The sequence below is a fragment of the Streptomyces sp. NPDC058469 genome, assembly GCF_042721125.1.
Taxonomy (GTDB): domain Bacteria; phylum Actinomycetota; class Actinomycetes; order Streptomycetales; family Streptomycetaceae; genus Streptomyces.
The window spans coordinates 34258-52660 of record NZ_JBHXME010000042.1 but is presented as its reverse complement, the minus strand read 5'-3'; the positions used below and the strand labels follow the sequence as shown (position 1 = coordinate 52660).

At 69.4% G+C, this 18403-nt stretch carries 13 protein-coding genes; 4 read left to right on the top strand and 9 right to left on the bottom strand.

What is annotated here, in order from left to right; translation table 11 throughout:
- Positions 1 to 32 precede the first annotated feature (32 nt).
- The 4 genes from ACFWP5_RS19930 to ACFWP5_RS19915 all read right to left on the bottom strand — a co-directional run bounded on the left by ACFWP5_RS19930 (position 33) and on the right by ACFWP5_RS19915 (position 5274).
- Positions 33 to 890 carry a carbohydrate ABC transporter permease gene (locus ACFWP5_RS19930; protein ID WP_384157831.1) on the bottom strand — a complete coding sequence of 286 codons (858 nt, stop codon included), beginning with the start codon at positions 888 to 890 and terminating at the stop codon, positions 33 to 35.
- Positions 887 to 1885 carry a carbohydrate ABC transporter permease gene (locus ACFWP5_RS19925; RefSeq protein WP_384157828.1) on the bottom strand — a complete coding sequence of 333 codons (999 nt, stop codon included), beginning with the start codon at positions 1883 to 1885 and terminating at the stop codon, positions 887 to 889. The genes ACFWP5_RS19930 and ACFWP5_RS19925 overlap by 4 nt, the downstream gene beginning before the upstream one ends.
- On the bottom strand, positions 1882 to 3231 hold the full coding sequence (locus ACFWP5_RS19920) for an extracellular solute-binding protein (protein WP_384157825.1): 1350 nt from the start codon (positions 3229 to 3231) through the stop codon (positions 1882 to 1884). Before ACFWP5_RS19920 ends, ACFWP5_RS19925 begins: the two co-directional genes overlap by 4 nt.
- Before the next feature lie 225 nt (positions 3232 to 3456).
- Complete coding sequence (locus ACFWP5_RS19915) at positions 3457 to 5274, bottom strand: ABC transporter ATP-binding protein (RefSeq protein WP_384157822.1); 1818 nt, start codon at positions 5272 to 5274, stop codon at positions 3457 to 3459.
- A gap of 143 nt (positions 5275 to 5417) precedes the next feature.
- Here ACFWP5_RS19915 and ACFWP5_RS19910 point away from each other — a divergent pair, with 143 nt between their 5' ends.
- On the top strand, positions 5418 to 6446 hold the full coding sequence (locus tag ACFWP5_RS19910) for a glycoside hydrolase family 43 protein (protein WP_384157819.1): 1029 nt from the start codon (positions 5418 to 5420) through the stop codon (positions 6444 to 6446).
- 42 nt (positions 6447 to 6488) lie between these two features.
- Here ACFWP5_RS19910 and ACFWP5_RS19905 read toward each other — a convergent pair whose 3' ends face one another.
- Genes ACFWP5_RS19905 through ACFWP5_RS19895 form a run of 3 tightly spaced genes read right to left on the bottom strand, consistent with a single transcriptional unit; the run spans position 6489 to position 9884 of the window.
- Complete coding sequence (locus ACFWP5_RS19905) at positions 6489 to 7358, bottom strand: carbohydrate ABC transporter permease (protein ID WP_384157816.1); 870 nt, start codon at positions 7356 to 7358, stop codon at positions 6489 to 6491.
- 30 nt (positions 7359 to 7388) lie between these two features.
- Positions 7389 to 8384 carry a carbohydrate ABC transporter permease gene (locus ACFWP5_RS19900; RefSeq protein ID WP_384157813.1) on the bottom strand — a complete coding sequence of 332 codons (996 nt, stop codon included), beginning with the start codon at positions 8382 to 8384 and terminating at the stop codon, positions 7389 to 7391.
- A 9-nt stretch (positions 8385 to 8393) separates the two neighbouring features.
- Entirely contained in the window at positions 8394 to 9884 is a 1491-nt protein-coding gene (locus tag ACFWP5_RS19895; protein ID WP_384157810.1) for an ABC transporter substrate-binding protein, read from the bottom strand.
- Between the two features lie 323 nt (positions 9885 to 10207).
- Here ACFWP5_RS19895 and ACFWP5_RS19890 point away from each other — a divergent pair, with 323 nt between their 5' ends.
- Both ACFWP5_RS19890 and ACFWP5_RS19885 read left to right on the top strand, forming a co-directional pair.
- Positions 10208 to 11245, top strand: coding sequence for a LacI family DNA-binding transcriptional regulator (locus ACFWP5_RS19890; protein WP_384157808.1), 1038 nt, complete (start codon positions 10208 to 10210; stop codon positions 11243 to 11245).
- On the top strand, positions 11242 to 13203 hold the full coding sequence (locus ACFWP5_RS19885; protein WP_384157805.1) for a DUF2264 domain-containing protein: 1962 nt from the start codon (positions 11242 to 11244) through the stop codon (positions 13201 to 13203). The genes ACFWP5_RS19890 and ACFWP5_RS19885 overlap by 4 nt, the downstream gene beginning before the upstream one ends.
- Before the next feature lie 54 nt (positions 13204 to 13257).
- Here the strand turns inward: ACFWP5_RS19885 and ACFWP5_RS19880 are convergent, their stop codons facing one another.
- Both ACFWP5_RS19880 and ACFWP5_RS19875 read right to left on the bottom strand, forming a co-directional pair.
- Positions 13258 to 14277, bottom strand: coding sequence for a glycoside hydrolase family 6 protein (locus tag ACFWP5_RS19880; protein ID WP_384157802.1), 1020 nt, complete (start codon positions 14275 to 14277; stop codon positions 13258 to 13260).
- Between the two features lie 114 nt (positions 14278 to 14391).
- On the bottom strand, positions 14392 to 16692 hold the full coding sequence (locus ACFWP5_RS19875) for a glycoside hydrolase family 9 protein (RefSeq protein ID WP_384157798.1): 2301 nt from the start codon (positions 16690 to 16692) through the stop codon (positions 14392 to 14394).
- A gap of 334 nt (positions 16693 to 17026) precedes the next feature.
- On the opposite strand from ACFWP5_RS19875, the gene ACFWP5_RS19870 reads away from it, so the two are divergent.
- On the top strand, positions 17027 to 18382 hold the full coding sequence (locus tag ACFWP5_RS19870) for a GH1 family beta-glucosidase (RefSeq protein WP_384157795.1): 1356 nt from the start codon (positions 17027 to 17029) through the stop codon (positions 18380 to 18382).
- Positions 18383 to 18403 lie beyond the last annotated feature (21 nt).

The following is an 18403-nucleotide window of genomic DNA, read 5'->3' as shown; positions in this document are numbered from 1 at the left end:
TGCGACTCCTTGCAACAGGTGGAGAAGAGGGCTTACTTGAGGCCGCTCGTCGACATCCCGGCGACGAACCCTCGCTGGGCGACGAGGAAGATCAGGAGGATCGGGACGACGTACATCACGGAGGCCGCGGCCTGGAGGTCGGCGACCGGGGTGCCGGCCGAGGTGACGTAGGTGGACATGACGGCGACCGCGAGGGTGGTGCGGTCGGTGGACAGCAGGAGTTGCGGGGCTATGTAGTCGCCCCAGGTCCAGGTGAAGGCGATCACGAAGCTCGCGCTGAGGACCGGCCAGGACTGTGGCAGGAAGATCCGCCAGAAGATGGTGGCGTAGCCGCAGCCGTCGACGATCGCCGCCTCCTCCAACTCCCTTGGCAGGCCCGCGAAGAACTGCCGGAAGAGGAAGACGAGATACGGCGTGGCGGCCAGTCCCCACAGCACCCACGGCCAGTAGGTGTCGACCATGCCGAGCTTCGCGAAGATGAGGTAGGTCGGCAGCAGGGTGATCATCTGGGGCAGCATCATCGACCCGAGCAGGATGCCGAACAGGGTCTTCTTGCCCGGGGCGGAGAGGCGGGCGAAGCCGAAGCCGACCCAGGCGGAGCTGAGGGTGACGAGGGTCGCGTAAGTCGTCGCGATGATCAAAGAGTTGCGGGCGTAGCCGAGGAAGTCGATGAGCCGGTAGGCGTCGGTGAAGTCGTGCCACTGGATGTGCTGGGGCAGCCAGTGCACGGGCGAGGCGGCGAGTTCGGCGGGGGTCTTCAGTCCGGCGAGGACGAGCCAGCCGAAGGGGCCGAGGAACAGGCCCGTGATGGCGACGAGGACGGTGTAGAGGACCAGGCGGCCCGCCCGCAGGCGGACCCGGGGCTTCGCGAACGGGCTGGTGGCGCTCACTTGTTGGCCTCCGGGTCGACGTTGTAGAAGACCACGCCGGACGTGAACCTGAAGATGAGTCCCGTCACGACGAGGATCAGGACGAAGAGCACCCACAGCAGTGCGGAGGCGTAGCCGTAGCGGCCGAGCGCGAAGTACTCCGCGAACACATGCATCATGTAGAGGTAGTTGGACTGCGGGATCGCGGTGACGCCGCCCGTGGTGCCGTCGGGCGCCAGCAGCAGCGGCATGATGGTCTGCACCGAGGCGATCACGCCGGTAACGGTCTGGAAGAGCAGCACCGGTGACAGCAACGGCACGGTGATGCTGCGGAAGGTCCGCCAGGCGCTCGCCCCGTCGATGCGGGCCGCCTCGTGGAGTTCGCGGGGGACGTCCTGGAGCCCCGCCAGCGAGATGATCATGATGTTTCCGGCGGTCCACAACACGCTCATCAGCAACACGTAGCGGGCGTACGGATCGGCCAGCCAGCCCAGGGCGTTGACGCCGAAGACGTTCAACACCCCGTTGGCGGCACCGGAGTTCTGGTCGAAGAGCTGCTTGAAGGCGATGCCCGCGCCCACCGGCGGGACCACGGCGGGCAGATAGAGCAGGGTGCGGAACAGACCGCGCACCTTGAGCGGCCGGTTGACCAGGACCGCGAGCCCGAGCCCCGCCGCGATCGACAACGGCACGGAGGTCACCGCGAAGAGGCCTGTGCGACCGAGCGCGGCCCAGGTCACCGAGTCGGAGAACAACTCGCGGTAGTTGCCGAGGCCGACATAGCGCCAGTGCGGCGAGATGCCGTCGAACGTGGTGAAGCTCAGCCACAGCGCGTACGCCATGGGGACGACGGTCAGCAGCAGGAAGCCGACGATCCAGGGCGAGGTGAACATGTAGAACGCGCGGTGCCTGCGCCCGGTCGCGGTGGTCCGCGGCTGCCGCACAGCCCGCGCCCGCTCGCCGCTCGTGGTCGCGCCGGACCGGCCCGCGACCGAGGTGATCTGATCGGCCGTCATCCCACTTGCTCCTTACCGCGCTTGAGCTGCTCGTTCATGGACGAGTTCAGCCGGCCCGCGAGGGTGTCGACCGAGATCCCGCCCGACATGGCGGCGGGGGCGGCCCGGTTGAAGAGGGCGGCGAGCGCGTCCGCCGAGGCATAGGGCGTGAAGGCGGTCACGGAGAAGTGCGTCAGCTCGGCTTCCTGCACCCTCAACGCCCTCTTCTGGTACGGCTCCTGAGCGGGCATCAGCGGACGCAGGGACTTCAGGCTCGGGATGCCCCAGCCGCTCGACGCGCGCGCCTTGGCCGGCGCCTCCCCGAAGAACCACTCGAAGACCCGCCACGCGGCGTCCTTGTTCTGTGCCTTCTTCGGCATCCACAGGCCGGTGCCGCCCTGGCAGGGGCTGCGTCGCGGGCCGCCCGCGAAGACCGGGGCCTGAGCGAGCCGGGACACCTGTGCCAGCTTCCTGTCGGTGTCGATCATGCCGCCGAGCCAGTAGCCGTCGCCCGCCATGGCCATCCGGCCGGCCTGGTAGGTGGGCCCGTCCCACGTGTTGGGGTCGGGCTGGATCAGGCTCGGGCCGACCTTGGCCCGGCAGTAGTCGATGTACCAGGCCAGCGCCCTGCGGGCCTCGGGGGTGGTGAAGTCGACGCGGGAGAAGTCGCCGCTGAACAGGCTGCCTCCGGCGGCAGCCGTCAACCCGGCGAGCAGACCAGGGGCGTTGAGACCGTTGTAGCTGCCGCCGAAGACCGTCGTCTGCCCGTTCTTGCGTTGGGTGAGCCGCTTGGCGTCCTCCAACCACTGTTCATAGGTGACCGGTTGGGTCTCCGGCGGGTAGGCGACACCCGCCTTGTCGAAGTGTGCGGTGTTGTACCAGTACATGGAGTCCTGGGAGAAGTCCTTCGCCATGCCGTAGCGCGGGCCCTTGCCCTGGGTGTGGCCGTCGTAGCGCCACAGGTCGTTGACCGGATCCAGGTCGCCGGCCTTGAGGACGCCGCTGCCGGCGAAGTAGGGGTCGAGGTTCTCGGCGACGTCCCGGGCCACGAAGTACGGGGCGTCCACGGCGCCGACCCCGCGCACCAGATCCGGTGGAGCGCCGGTGGTCATCATCGCGATCAGTTTGGTGAGGTCGTAGCGCACCAGGTGGATCTTGATGCCGAGGTCCTTGTGGGCCTGCGTGACCTGGTCGGTGGTGATGTCCCCGTCCTTGACCATCACCGTGACGGTCTCGCCCGCTCCGCTGACTCCGGTGGAGACCTGGAGGGCGCAGCCGTTGAGCGCCGCCGCGCCGGCCGCCGTACCGGTGGCCGAGAGGGCGAGAAATCGTCGGCGACTCAGGGGCGCACCAGCACGTGGGCGCATGACCGCACCACCTCCCATAGAAACCGGTTGTCACGCGTTGGGGCAGAGCTTCTTCCGGCTCGGAAACGGCGTCAAGACCTTGGGCGAACTTTCGAAAAGACTGGGTAACCTCGGCGAGACGGCTCTGGAACGCGGTCTGCCAGAAACCGGTTGTCCGCCAAGCATGGCCGAAGTCCCGGGAATCCGATCGCTGAACTCCCGGGAACCCGGCCGCTGTTCGGGCCGTCAGTGCAGGTCGGCGGCCTGCTCGGGGCTTTCGTCGAGGAAGCCGCCCGACTGGTGCCGCCAGAGCTTCGCGTAGGCGCCGTCCGTGGCGAGCAGTTCCTGGTGCGCGCCCTGTTCGACGATCCGGCCGCGGTCGAGGACGACGAGCCGGTCCATGCCGGCGACGGTGCTCAGCCGGTGCGCGACCACGAGTGCGGTACGGCCCTCCATGAGCCGCCACAGCGCTTCCTGGACGAGGATCTCGCTCTCGGAGTCGAGGGCGCTGGTGGCCTCGTCGAGCAGCAGGATCGGGGCGTCGCGCAGGATCGCCCGGGCGAGGGCGACCCGTTGGCGCTGTCCGCCGGAGAGTTTGATCCCGCGCTCCCCCACCATCGTGTCGAAGCCGTCCGGCAGCGCGTCGGCGAACTCGGTGACGTGCGCCGCCTCGGCCGCGCGACGGACCTCGGCCTCGGTGGCGTCGGGCCGGGCGAAGGTGAGGTTCTCCCGCAGGGTGCGGTGGAACATCGCCGGGTCCTGCGGTACGTAGGCGATCAGGCTGCGCAGGTCGGCCTGGCGCAGCTTGCTGATGTCCTGGCCGCCGATCAGGATGCGGCCGGCGTCGATGTCCGTCATCCGCAGCAGCAGCCGGCTGAGCGTGGTCTTGCCGCCGCCGGACCGGCCGACGAGGCCGATCTTCGTGCCGCTGGGCACGGCCAGGTCGAGCCCGTCGAAGAGGGTGTCCGCGCCGGCGTGGGCGAAGGTCACGTTCTCGAAGCGGACGTCGGTGGCGCGGGCGCGCAGCGGCTCGGGCGAGGCCGGGTCGACCACGGTGGGGGGTGCCATCAACAGCTCGGTGAACTGGGCGGCTTCGGTCATCGAGCTTTCCAGGCGCCGGTAGATCTGGTTGAACTCGAACATGATCCGGGTCGCGTTGGTGTAGTACGTGAAGGCGACCACGACCGCCTCGACGCCGTGTTCGCCGCCGCCGAGGGCCACCGCGAGAAGCAGGCCCAGCGCGTTGGTGAGCACGGAGAGCGGCGCGACCAGGGTGTCGATGCGCAGGTTGCCGTAGTCCCAGGAGCGCAGGGTGAGGCGCCTCGACTGGGCGACGCGGGAGCGGTGTTCGGCGGCCTCGCGTTCCTCGGCGGCGAACGCGCGGACCGTGTCCATGTTCATCAGGCTGTCGGCGACATGGCCGGACACCCGGGCGATGGCCTCCTCGCGCAGATCGACGAGTGCCTGACGGCGCCGGATGAGGGGCGCCACGACCAGGGCCGTGAGCGCGAGCATCGCCAACAGGCCTACGACGAGCAGCGGTTCGTAGCGCCACAGCACGACCGAGCCGAACAGCAGCGGCACCAGGCTGCCCACCACCTGGAACGTCATCGTGTCGACGAACTCCTCGAAGCGGGAGGCGAAGCTCAGCACCCGCTTGGTGAGCGACCCGGCGAAGTTGTCGTGGAAGAACGCGGCGTCCTTGGCGAAGAGTTCGTCCATGCCGATCACATACAGGTGCTCGATACCGAGCGCGTCCAGCCGGTTCAGACAGTGCAGTCCGAGCCGCCAGAACACCTCGGCGAGCAGCAGGACTCCGGCGAACCCGAGGACGTACGGCAGTGTCGTACGGACGCTGATGCCCGCGTCGCCGGCGATACGGCCGACGAGCTTGGCGATGATCAGCGGCGCGACGTAGTTGATGCCGATGTTGCCCACGGCGGGCAGCAGTGTGGCGGGCGCGGTCCAGCGGCGGAGCCGGGCCAACTCCCGTCCGTAGTACCGAAGTGCGAGTGACACCGAGCCTTTGCGCGGCCCGACGTCGCGCGATTCAGGCGATCCCATCCCCCACCCCGTGATGTCGACGGCAGCCTGGAATACGGGCAGGCCAGAAGTGGCAGTGTCCCGCGCCGACGCCCGTGCGGTCCAAGCGTTTTTCCCTCAACAGCTGTGATGCGCAAGAGGTTTGCGGGGCCTACGGTGACACCATGTCGACCGACGCAGTGAGCGAGCCCATGCGGCTTCCCGACATGCCGTTGCACGATCCGTTCGTCGTCGCCGACGACACGACCCGCATCTATCACCTCTACACGTCCAACGACCCGTCCGTGTCGGGTGTGGAGGGCGTCGGCACGATGGTCTACCGCAGCGATGACCTGCGCGACTGGACGCGTCCGGCGGTGGTGTTCCTGGCGGCGGAACAGGACAACCTCTGGGCGAGCGAAGGGGGTTGGGCGCCGGAGGTGCACGCATGGCAGGGCAGGTACTACCTGTTCACCACGCTGCACGACGAGCACAGCCCGCTTCCGGTGCCCCCAACCGGCCGTTGGGGTACGCCGTTCCAGCTCGCGAACCACCGGCGCGGCACGGTCACGGCCGTGTCCGAATCCCTGCTGGGCCCCTTCACTCCGGTCGACCCCGCGCGCCCCACCCCGCCCGGACACCTCATGACCCTGGACGGCACGCTGTACGTCGCCCCTTCCGGTCAGCCGTGGATGGTGTACGCGCACGAGTGGCTGCAGACCGTCGACGGCACGATGGAGGCGATCCGGCTCGCCCCGGACCTGACCGGGACGATCGGCGACCCGGTCTTCCTCTTCAAAGCCTCGGACGCGCCCTGGATCGGCGAGGAGATCCCGGCCGGTGTACCCCACCAACTCCCGCCCTACGTCACGGACGGACCGCAGGTGTACCGCACCCCGGACGGTTCGCTGCTCATGCTGTGGTCGACGTACGAGAAGAACGTGCTCGGCGCGGACGGCACCCTCACCGGTGGTTACGTGCAGACCTGTGCCGTCTCCAAGTCCGGTGAGATCAACGGGCCTTGGCAGCAGCAGCGACCGCTGATCCGGAACGACAGCGGTCACGGCATGCTGTTCCACACGTTCGACGGCCGGCTGATGATGATCCTGCACCGGCCGTTCGAGAACGCGCGCGGCAAGCTGTACGAGATGGAACTCGTCGGTCACGAACTGCGGGTGCTGCGGCAACGCACCGACCTCGACGGCGGCGGATGATCCGACGGCCGCTGCTCACTACTCCTTGACTGCCGCTCCCCGCTACTGCTTGACCGCGCCCGCCAGCCCGTTGATGAAGAACCGCTGCAGCACGATGAAGATCACGACGATGGGCAGCAGGGTGATGACCGACCCCGCGCACACCAGGGTCCACGCGGTGGAGTTCTGGCCGATGAAGTTGAACATGCCCACGGACAGGGTGTGCAGTTCGGGGCGGGAGAGGGTGAAGACCAGCGGGATGAAGAAGCTGTTCCAGGCGTTGATGCAGGCGAACAGGCCGACGGTGGCCAGCATCGGTCCGGACAGCGGGAGCATGATCCGCCAGAAGATCTGGTGGAAGTTCGCGCCGTCCACGCGGGCCGCGTCCTCAAGTCCCCGGTCGATCGTCGTGAAGTAGCCCATGAAGAGGAAGGTGCCGAAGACCATCCCGCCCGCCGACTGGACGATGACCACCGACCAGAGGGTATTGAGGAGATGGAGCCGCTGGATGAGGTCGAAGACCGGGATGATCGTGTAGCCGTGCGGCAGGAAGAGCGTCACCCCGACCAGGCCGAGCCAGAGTTTCTTGCCGGGGAAGTCGGTGCGGGCCAGGACGTAGCCCGCCATGGAGGTGGCGAGCAGCGTCACGATGACCGTGCCGGTCGCGAACAGGACCGTGTTGACGAAGAACCGGCTGAAGTCCGCCTGCGTCCAGGCCTCGCTGTAGTTGGACCAGTGGAATTCGGACGGGATCGGGTTCAGCCCGCCGGAGAAGAAACCGTCGGTGCTCTTGAGTGAACTGCCGAGCGCCCACAGGAACGGGTAGAGCCAGATGAGGCCGCCGCCGAGCAGCGCGAGATAGAGCAGCCCGCGTCGGCCTTGGCGCAGGCTCAACCTCGGTCGCGGGCGCGGACGTTGGGACATGGTGGACATCGACGTGACCCTTTGCTGGTTGGCGGCCGTTCAGTGGTTGGCGGCCGTGCGCCGTCGGCTGATCCCGCGCAGGGCGAGGACCTGGAGCGCGGAGAAGACGATGAGCAGCAGTCCGTAGAGGAACGAGGCGGCGGAGGCCAGGCCGATGTCGGGCTGGGCGGCGGCGCCGGCGGAGCCGCCGAAGGCCAGGTGGTAGATGTAGGTGTTGACGACCTCGGTGGCGAAGTAGGGGCCGCCGCCGGTGAGGACCTGCACCAGGTCGAAGACCTGGAAGCTGCCGATGAACGCCAACACCACGATGACGACGCCGACTTGGCGCAGCATCGGGATGGTGATGCGGAAGAAGGACTGCACCGGTCCGCAGCCGTCGAGCTTCGCCGCCTCGTACAGCTCGGCCGGGATGGTCTGCAGTCCGGCGAGGAAGTAGACGAGGTTGTAGCCGAGGGTGTGCCAGATGCCGATCGCGATGATCACGGCCAGCGCGGTGTGCGGGTCGCCGAGCCAGTCGATGTGCCCGTCGGTCACCCCGGTCTTGGCGAGCAGACTGCCCGCCGAGTCACCGAAGTTGGCGAGCATGAGCTGGATGACGACGCCGACGACCGCGGCCGAGGTGACGACGGGGATGAAGTAGACGGTCCGGAAGAACAGCGCGAACTTGAGCTTCGGGTTGTTCAGCACCAGCGCGAGCGCCAACGCCAGCAGGAGCTGCACCGGGACGAGCACGAAGGCGTAGACGAAGGTGTGCTCGACGGCGCCCCAGAAGATGCTGTCATGGAGGATCTGCCGGAAGTTGGCGAGGCCCACGTAGTCGCCCGGTTCACCGATGCCGTTCCAGCGGTAGAAGGTGTAGCCGAAGGACGCGAAGATCGGGTAGACCACAAAGGCCAGTAGGAGCAGCGCCATGGGGGCGAGATAGAGGTACGACCATTTGGCGGCGCGGATACGGCGGCCGAGGCCTGGGCGGGCGGCGACCGGGGGCGGAGTCGGGGGTGTTCGCCGGCGCGCGCGGGTGTCGAGGAGTGACATGGTGACGGCTCACGCCTTCTTCTTCGTGGTGTACGGCTTGGTCGGGTCCCAGTCCGCGAAGACGTAGTCGGACGTGCTGACCTTCTTGCCCTGCTTGGCCACCGCGGCGACCGCGTCGGACAGGAGCTGGAACTTCTTGTCGGCCAGGCCGCTCAACGCGCCCTGGACGTCCTTGATCTGCCCGGTGTAGACGCCGGTCACGACGTCACTGATGTCGGGCTTGGGAGCGCCGGGTGCCACGCCGGCCAGCTCCGGGTTGCGCACCAGGGGCACCGGGCCGCGCAGCACCTGCCGGGTCAGGCCGATGAAGGCGGCGAAGGGCTCGGAGTCGATGCCGGCCGGGTCGTTGTCGGCGGGGTGGGCGGAGACGCCGTTGAGGTCCTGTACCCAGCGGCGCCCGGCGGCTGGGGACGTCAGCGCGTCCAGCCACTGGAACGCCTGGTGCGCCTTCTTGCTCTTGGCGGAGACCGCGGCGAAGGAGCCGTTGCCGACCGGATCGGCGTAGTAGAAGCCCTTCGGGGTCGCGGTCGGCGAGGGCAGCGTGACCAGGCTGTAGTCGGTGAACTTGTGCTGGGTCCACTCGGGTTGGTTCCACACGCCGCCGACGGTCATGCCGAACTTGCCGCGCTCGAAGAACGCGCGGGCCGCTTCGTCGGACAGGCTCACGGAGTTGGGGTGGAAGAAGCCGCGCTTCTTCCATTCGACGAACAGCTCCAGGAAGTCGGCGTACGCCCGGTCGGTGCCGAACGTCCACTTGCCGACGCGGTAGTCCATGCCGGTGCCGGGCACGGTGGGGGCACCGCCCGGTGCGCCGGCGCCGCGGACGAACAGGTCCAGCCACCAGGCGAGGACGCCGATGCCGTCGGCGTTGCCGAAGCCGAAGCCGTACGACTTGCCGCCGCTCTTCTTGGTGATCGTCTGGGCGGCGCTGGTGACTTCGTCCCAGGTCCTGGGGATCTTGACGCTGCCGTCGGGGTTCGTCAGCCCGGCCGACTTGAAGACGCCGTGGTGGATGTAGAGCTGGAGCTGCGGGCCCGAGCCCTTCAGCGGGGCCGAATAGACCTTGCCGTCAAAGACGTTGGCGCCTTCCAGGAAGGTGCCCTCGGGGAAGCGTGACTGCCATGCCGGGGTCGCCCACTCGTCGAGCGGGTGCAGCCAGCCCTTGGCGACCTGCTCGGCGACGCTGGGGACCTGCGGGATCATGAAGACGTCCGGCGGGTTGCCGCTGCGGTTGGCGAGCGCGACCAAGTCGGCGTACTTGGCGTTCTGTTGGGTGGTCTTCTTGACGCTGACGTCGCCGTGGCCCTTCTCGAAGAGCTCGATCTCCTTGTCGACCCAGGGGGCTTGGGTGACGTACCAGTCCCAGTAGGTGAGCGCGTCCGCCGACGAGGAGGGGGAGCCGGAGCCGCATGCGCTCAGGCCGCCGCCCAGTGCGAGGGTGCCGGCGCCGAGCGCGGCGGTGCGCAGGAGGCCGCGTCTGGAGACGTACGACGAAGTCATCTGGTGTTCCTCCGAGGCGGAGAAGAGGGATGCGGTGGGATGCGAAGGGGATGCCGAGGGATACCTAGCGATGCCCAGCGGCATGTAACGTTCACTGAACCGTTTACAGTAACCGGGACGTTAAGGGGACCTCTCACCGTCGTCAAGAGGTTCGGCAATCCTGGAGAAGTTCCGACAGGTACCTGCAACCGGGCCGTAGAGAAACCCTCGCCAGTTGTGTAACTTCTTCATCGGTGTTACTTACATCGGCTGTTCACCGGGGCGAGGAGAAGCAGAGCATGGCTCAAGGTCGGGGTTCCGCAGGCCGGGCGACGATCCGTGACGTGGCATCACGCGCGGGCGTGTCCGTCGCCACCGTCTCGCGGATTCTCAGCGGGGCGTACACAGCTCCCCCGGCGACTCACGAGCGGGTCATGCAGGCGGTGCACGACCTCGACTACGTGGTCAACGCCAACGCCCGCTCCCTCAACACGACTTCGGGCTTGATCGCGATGGTGGTCAACGACATCACCTCGCCGTTCTTCATGAACGTCGCGTCCGGAGTGGAGGAGCAGGCCGTCGCCGACGGCCGGGTCTGCCTCGTCTGTTCCACCCAGGGCGTCCCGGAGCGCGAGCTGTCGGTGATCGACCTGATGCGCCAGCGCGGGGCGGAGGCGATCATCCTGGTCGGCGGCATGGCCGAGACCGAGGAGCATCTCGCCCAACTCACCGCCGCCGCCGAAGGGTTGGACCGGGCCGGGGCCCGCCTGGTGCTCTGCGCCCGGCCGTGGAAAGGCGGCGCGAAGGCTCCGGTGGACGTGGTGGAGTGCGACATGGAGAGCGGCGCCTTCGCCGCCACCAGCCATCTGCTCTCCGCCGGCCACACCCGGGTGGCCCACCTGGCGGGCCCGCACGAGTTCAGCGTGGCGGGCCAGCGCCTCGAAGGGTACGAACGGGCGCTGCGCGCACACGGCGTCAAGCCCGACCCGGCGCTCGTCGCCGAGAGCGACATGACGCGGGAGTCCGGCTACGAGGCGGCCTGCCGCCTCCTGACCGACACCGACGCCACCGCGATCTTCTGCGCCAGCGACATGAGCGCGGCCGGCGCCATCGCCGCCGCCCGCGACCTGGGCCGCTCGGTCCCCGACGACCTCTCCGTGGTCGGCTTCGACGACATCCCGCTCGCCGAGGACCTCTACCCCCGGCTGACCACGGTGCACGTCCCGCAGCAGGAGCTCGGACGCTCCGCGACCCGTCTCGCCCTGCACCGCCGCCCCACGGATCCGCCGAGCCGCCGTGTGGTGCTCGGCTCGCACGTCGTCGTACGCCAGTCGGTGGCGCCCCCGGCCCGCCTCAACACCGTTGGAAGGGTGGACAGTTGATACCGGAGGACCGGCTCCTCTCCCCGCACACCGGCTGGACCCGCGCACACTGGGAGGCGCTGGCCGACGCCCAACTGACCGCCGTGCGCCCGTACGCCACCGACCGGCACGCCCTGCTCCGTCTGCCGGGCCCCGCCAGCCGCAACGGCCGGCACAGCGACGGCCTCGAAGGCTTCGCCCGCACCTTCCTGCTCGCGGGCTTCCGCCTGGCCCACTCCGGCGACAACGACCCGAACGGCCACGCCACTTGGTACGCCGAGGGCCTGACCGCCGGCACCGACCCGCACTCCCCCGAGCACTGGCCGAGCATGCGCGAGTGCGGGCAGGCCAAGGTGGAGTGCGCGTCGGTCGCGATCGCACTGCACGAAACGCGCCGCTGGATCTGGGACAGGCTGGACGACGGCGTACGGCAACGGATCGTCGCCTGGATGACGGACCTGCTCGGCAGTGCGGTCCCCGACAACAACTGGGTCTGGTTCAGGGCGATCACATCGGCGTTCCTGCGTTCGGTCGGCGCTCCGTGGAGCGCGCCCGACATCGACCACGCGATCGCCCGCACGGAGGCCTGGTACGCGGGCGACGGCTGGTACTCCGACGGCGGCGGCACCGGCGGCGCGCTCCGGCACTTCGACTACTACTCGGGCTGGGCCATGCACTACTACCCGCTCTGGTACTGCCGCGTCTCCGGCGCCGACGCGGACCCCGCCCTGCTCCCCCGCTACCGGGCCCGGCTGCGCCGCTACTTGGACGACGCCCAGCACCTCGTGGCCGCCGACGGCGCCCCGCTGTACCAAGGGCGCTCCCTGACGTACCGCTACGCGATGCTCTGCCCGCTGTGGGCAGGCGCCGTCTTCGACGCCACTCCCCTGCCGGCGGGCCGTACCCGCCGCCTCGCGAGCGGAGTCCTACGACACTTCACCGAGGCCGGCTGCTTCGACGGGCGCGGGCTCCAACCACTGGGCTGGCACGGGGAGTTCACAGCCATCCGGCAGCCGTACTCCGGGCCCGGCTCGCCGTACTGGTCGAGCAAGGGCTTCGCCGGGCTGGTGCTGTCGGCGGAACACCCGGTGTGGACGGAGAAGGAGGAGGCCCTGCCGATCGAGACCCGGGACGTACGGCGGACGTTGACCGCCCCGGGGTGGCTCGTCTCCGGCACGGCGGCGGACGGGGTCGTACGCGTCGTCAACCACGGCAGCGACCACGCCGCCGGTGACGGTGTCGACCCCGAGGCGGACGACCCGGTCTACAGCCGCCTCGCCTACGCCTCCCACACCGCCCCCGACAGCACGGAGGCGAGCCTGAACGACCCGCTCGACTCGCACATCGCGCTGCTCGACGCCGACGGACGCCCTTGCCACCGCCGCCCGTTGACCCGCCTGCACCTCGGCGTGCGCACCGCCGTCTCCCGCCATCGCGCGCACTGGCCGGTCGGCCCGGTGCCCGCCCCGTACGCCCACGATCCCGCGCCCGAGTTCCGTACAGGTCCATGGATCACGACGGCGTCCGTGCTCAACGGGCCGCTGGAGGTACGGCTCGCCCGGGTCGACGGTCCGGTGCAGGAACCGTTGCGGCTGCGGGTCGGCGGCTACTGCCTGGCCGACACCGAACCGCCGCTCGTGCACGAGGAGACCGGACCCACCGCCTGGGTGCACTGCCCAACGGGCCTGTCCAGCACGGTGGTTGGCCTGCGTGGCTTCGACGAGGGGGGCATCGTCACCGCGCGGGACGCCAACGCCTTCGGGCCGCACTCGGCGACGCCCTGGGTCGCCACGGCGGCGGAGGTCCAACTGGGCACGGTGTACGCCGCGTTGGTCTGTCTCTCCGGGGTCGTCGAGGGGCCGGGTGCCGCCGAGGCCGTACGTCTGGAGGTCTGTCGCGACGGTGACGGCACCGCCCTCGCCTCCGTCACCTGGCCGGACGGGACAAAGGACAACGTCCGCCTGGAGCCGCCGAGTTGAGGAACGGAACGGCGTGGGGCGCGGGCTGTCAGGGGCCCACACCCCACACCGGGATCACGTGCCGTCGATGAGCCTGACGGCGAGATCGGGGCTGAACTGCCCGGCGGCCACGGTCGGGGCGATGCCGCACTGCCCGTCGGAGTTGCCCGGTGTCTTGACCCACAGCAGGAGGTCCTCGGCGCCGCCGACACGTGGGGTGACGCCGAGTTTGCGTCCGGCGGGGTTGCACCATTCGCCGTTGGAGCCGTTGCCGTTGCGGCTGGTGTCGACCGCGAAGTGGGAGGTACCGCCGAGCGCCGAGTTGATCGAGTTGCCGTAGGTCTCCGAGGACGGGGTGGTGTAGAAGTTCGAGACGTTCAGGGAGAAGCCGCGGATGTTGGCCACGCCGGCTGACCTCAACCGGCTCGCCATGGTCGCCGGGTCGACCCAGTTGGTGTGTCCGGCGTCCAGGTAGGCCCAGGTGTTGGGGGCTTTCTGCTGGAACATCTGGCTGGCGTAGGAGAGCATCGCGAGGCGGTCGCTGATCTGTGCGCTGGTCAGGCAGCTGAAGTCCGAGAGGGCGTCCGGCTCGATGACCACGACGGCGGGGTGGGCGCCGACGGCTGCCGCGAAGGTGGAGATCCAGGTGCGGTAGGCGGCCACGCTGCCCGCGCCGCCGGAGGACTCGCCGCCGCACGCGTCCCGGCCCGGGATGTTGTACGCGACCAGGACCGGCAGTTTGTCGTGGCTGTCGGCGGCGCCGACGTAGCCGGACACGGCCGGTCCGATCCCCGCACTCTCGTTGGCGAACCAGCGGGCGATCGGCTGGGAGGCGATGGCCGACTGGATGCGCGCGGCGCGGGAGTCGGAGGGGTTGTTGCGGACCCAGACGGCCGGGCCGGAGTCGGGGTTGGAGTAGAAGCCGCTCGTCAGGGAGACCGGGCTGGCCGCTGCCGCCGAACCGGCCGCGAGGAGCGGCAGCGGCGCAACGAGCAGACAGATCAAGGCAGTTCGGAGCGAGACGGTCTTGAGCGAGGCGGTTTTGGACGAGACGGTCCCCAGGGGGATGGTTTTGAGCAGGGCTTTCCAGCGCATGGTGCGTCCCTATCTCTCGGGGCGGGGCTGCCGCGGGCCCCTCGGCTCGGCCCCGTCCGCGCTCGTCCAAGCGCGGGCGGAGCCACGGCGGTGCGGTCGTTCGGACCGCGGTGCTCAGCGCGCGGAGTCGGCGGCGAAGGTCGCCACCCAGGCGAGCGCGGAGTTCCAGTTGATGGCGATCTCGTTGGTCGAGTACGAGTAGATGTCGTCGATGTAGCAGGTGGCGGGGGCGCAGCCGACCAGGTTCTGCTGCGCGACCGGGTCCTGAAGGGCTGAGTCGGGGCCGCCGGCCAGTGAACCGGGGGGCGGGCTGGGCAGGTTGGGGTCGATCTGGTGGGCCCAGACGCGGTTGTGCTGGTTGTGGCTGACCTGGGTGCCGTAGCCGGTGACGAAGGACTGGTTCAGGGCGTTGCGGCCGAGGAGGTAGTCCAGCGACTCCAGGACGGCGCTGCGGTAGCTGTCCCGGTGGGTGAGGTCGTAGGCGGTCGCGATGACCATGGCGTTGTTCGCGGTGACGCTGTTGGAGCCCCAGACGTAGGCGCCGTCGGTGGGCAGGTTGGGGTTCGGGTAGCCCTGTGACCGTTCGTCGCGTACGAAGCCGTCGGCGACGGCGAGGACCCGTTTGCGGGCGGCGGCGACCATGCGGGCGGGGAAGCGGCCCGGCAGCCGGACGACGGTGAGGTCGGCCAGCGCGCCGGTGTCGCGCCAGGAGAACCCTGCCGGGGTGATCTCCGTGTCGATGCGGAACAGGTAGGCACGGTCGTGCGTGGTGGCGTACAACTCCGTTGCGGCCCAGGACAATTCGTCGGACACGTCCGTGTCGGCGTACGCACCGCCGCCCACGCTGTCACTGCTCGGGGCGTACACGTCGGGGTGGGCGAGCGCCGCCTTCCACGCGGTCTCGGCGGCTGTCAGGCAGGTGTGGGCGAAGGCCGCGTCGTAGCGGACCCAGACCCGGGCGCACTGGGCGCCCGCGGCGGCCAGGTTGAGGGTGGCGGCCGTGGACGGCGCGTGCAGGTAACGGGGTTGGGAGTCCTGGTCGGGCCGGGTGGGCAGGGCGGTCCAGGCCAGGTCGTGGACCTTGTGGTGGACCATGCCGGCCAGCGGTTCGCCCGCGGGCACCTGCATGCCCAGCAGGAACTCCGTCTCCCAGCGGGACTCGTCGAGCACGTCCGGGACGCCGTTGTGGTTCTCGGGGATGCTCAGCAGTCCGTCGCGCAGCCCGGCGGTGTCACCCTCGGCACGGGAGCGTTCGTAGGAGTCCATCAACTGCCAGTCGGTGAGTGCCCCGTTGACGACGTACTTGCCCTGGTCACCCGCGTCGTACCAACCGCCCTGGACGTCCAGGGAGTAGTCGCAAGTGCCGGGCAGGCAGGGCACGTCGGTGTCGCCCTTGTTGGGTGCCACGCCGACGTGTCCGGCGGGCCGGGCGTAGGCGTCGCCGGCGTACTGGGCCTCGATGGGCGTGCCGCTGCGGACGTCGTAGAAGTAGCCCAACGCGTCCTTGCGCAGGGACGTGTAGGGGTTGTCCTCGACGGCGAACGGGTGGCTGGTCGCGTCGCCGACCACCAGCGTGTATCCCGTACCCGCCTTGCGCACCGAGCTGAAGTCGGCGATGTGCACATGGTCGCCGGAGGCTGCGTCCGTGCCCTGGACGTGGGTGCGTCCCGTCCTCACGGCCTCACCCGAGTCGTCGAGCAGACGCCAACTCACTGGCTTCGACGAGGCGTTGATGATCGACGCCTTCTTGGGGCCGTCGACCGCGTAACCGTACTGGTTCGTCCGCACCGGAGATCCGAAGTCGCGTCCGCCGCCGGGGGCTGTCGCGCCGCCGGTGAGGGAGACGTCGTCGAGGCACAGGGTGAACGCCTGGGCGGCGCCGCCCTGTTGGAAGGAGAGCTGGGCATGCAGGTTGGCCGCGGTGGAGTTGCCCGTGAACTGGAAGGTCTTCGGTGTGGTGGTGACGGCGGCGGTCTTGTTCAGGGTGGTCGTGAACGGGGCGGCGGGGAGCTGCAGTACGGCGTGGATCGACACGTCCCGGGTGGCGGAGGCGGTGAAGCGCAGGGTGTAGGGCTGGCCGGCCTCCAGCGGGATGTCGTTCTGGCCGATCATCGAGTCCCAGACGTTGACGGTCCCGGCGGGGACATCGGCGCACAGGCGGCCCGAGTTGACGGTGGACGGCGTGTTGCCGCTGCTCCACCAGGAGGTCTTGCCGTTGTCGAACGTGCCGTTGAGCACCCGTTCGTAAGGCGCGTCGGCGGCCTGCGCGGACGCCACGGGAATCCCGGGAAGCACGGGGGTCGCGGCCAGGGTGGCGACGGTCAGGGCGGACGCGAGGAGGATCGCGCCCCATCTGGTCCTGCGGAATTCGGTCCTGCGGAATGCGGCTCTGCGGAAGCTGGTCCTGCGGAACATACCGAGCCCTTCTCGGTGACAGGGTCGGCTCGGTGCGGCGTCAGTGCCAGATGGTGGGTGGGGGCGGCGAAGCTGTCAAGTCTTCACGCACAGGAGTCTTTTCCGCGTCCGGACCCTTCACAGACTGAACGTCCCGCTTCTAGTCTGCGACTGTTAGCGCTTCCAGTTTCCATCGGAGGCATCGCACAGGAACCGGCCGAACTGTGGCGTCAACCCAGTTCCATCCCAGGTCAGCACCGACACGCACGTCGAGGACGAGGGCACTCCGTTTGTCACCGCTCTCGGTTCCCCGGGTCAGTTTCCCTCGGCTTCTCGAAGACGGAGGTTCACCTCAGTGAGCACGTTCGATCCCGGCTTCCTGTGGGGCGCCGCCACATCGAGCTACCAGATCGAGGGCGCGGTCACCAAGGACGGCCGGGGCCCCTCCATCTGGGACACCTTCGCGGCCACCCCGGGCGCCGTCCGGGGCGGTGACACCGGAGCCGTCGCGGCCGACCACTACCACCGCTTCCCCGGGGACGTCGCGCTGATGGCCCAACTCGGCCTGCGCGCCTACCGGTTCTCCCTCGCGTGGCCCCGGATCCAGCCCACCGGCTCCGGCCCGGCCAACCAGCGCGGCCTCGACTTCTACCGCCGTCTCACAGACACCCTCCTCGACCACGGCATCCAGCCCTGGCCCACCCTCTACCACTGGGACCTGCCCCAGCCGCTGGAGGACGCCGGGGGCTGGCCGGTGCGGGACACGGCCGAGCGGTTCGCCGAGTACGCCGCCCTCGCGCACGAGGCGCTGGGCGACCGCATCGCCCGCTGGACCACCCTCAACGAGCCCTGGTGCTCGGCCTTCCTCGGCTACGCCACGGGCCGCCACGCCCCCGGCCGCCGCGAACCCGCCGCCGCCGTACGCGCCGCGCACCACCTGCTGCTCGCCCACGGGTTGGCGGCGGAGGCGATACGGGACGGCGACTCCCACATCGGCATCACACTCAACCTCACCCACGTCACCCCGCTCGGCACCGAGCCCGCCGACCTGGACGCGGCCCGCCGTATCGACGGCATGCAGAACCGCCTCTTCCTCGACCCGCTGCTGCGCGGCACCTACCCCGACGACGTGCTCGACGACCTCGGCGAGGTCACCGGCACCGGCCACATCCGCGACGGCGACCTGAAGCGGATCGGGGCTCCGCTGGGCCACCTGGGCATCAACTACTACGCCCCGATGCTGGTCGCGAGCAGCACGACACCGGCCCCATCCGCCTATGTGGGCTCGCCGTTGGTCCGTGTCGCCGACGGCGGCCGACCCCGGACCGCGATGGGCTGGGAGATCGACGAGCGGGGACTCCTGGGCCTCCTCCTGCGGCTCAAGGCCGACTATCCGGCCGTACCCCTGTACATCACGGAGAACGGCGCCGCCTTCGACGACGTGGTCGAGCACGACGGGGTGCACGAGGCGGTGCACGACGCGGACCGTATCGCCTACCTGGACGGCCATCTCCGTGCCTGCGCACAGGCGGTCGGCCACGGTGTGCCGCTCAAGGGCTACTTCGTCTGGTCGTTCCTCGACAACTTCGAGTGGTCCTTCGGCTACGGGCCCCGCTTCGGCATCGTGCACGTCGACTACGCGACCCAGCGCCGTACGCCGAAGGACAGTGCCCACTGGTACGCCGAGGTCATCCGGCGCGGCGGCCCGTGACTCCGTCAGCGCTTACAGTGC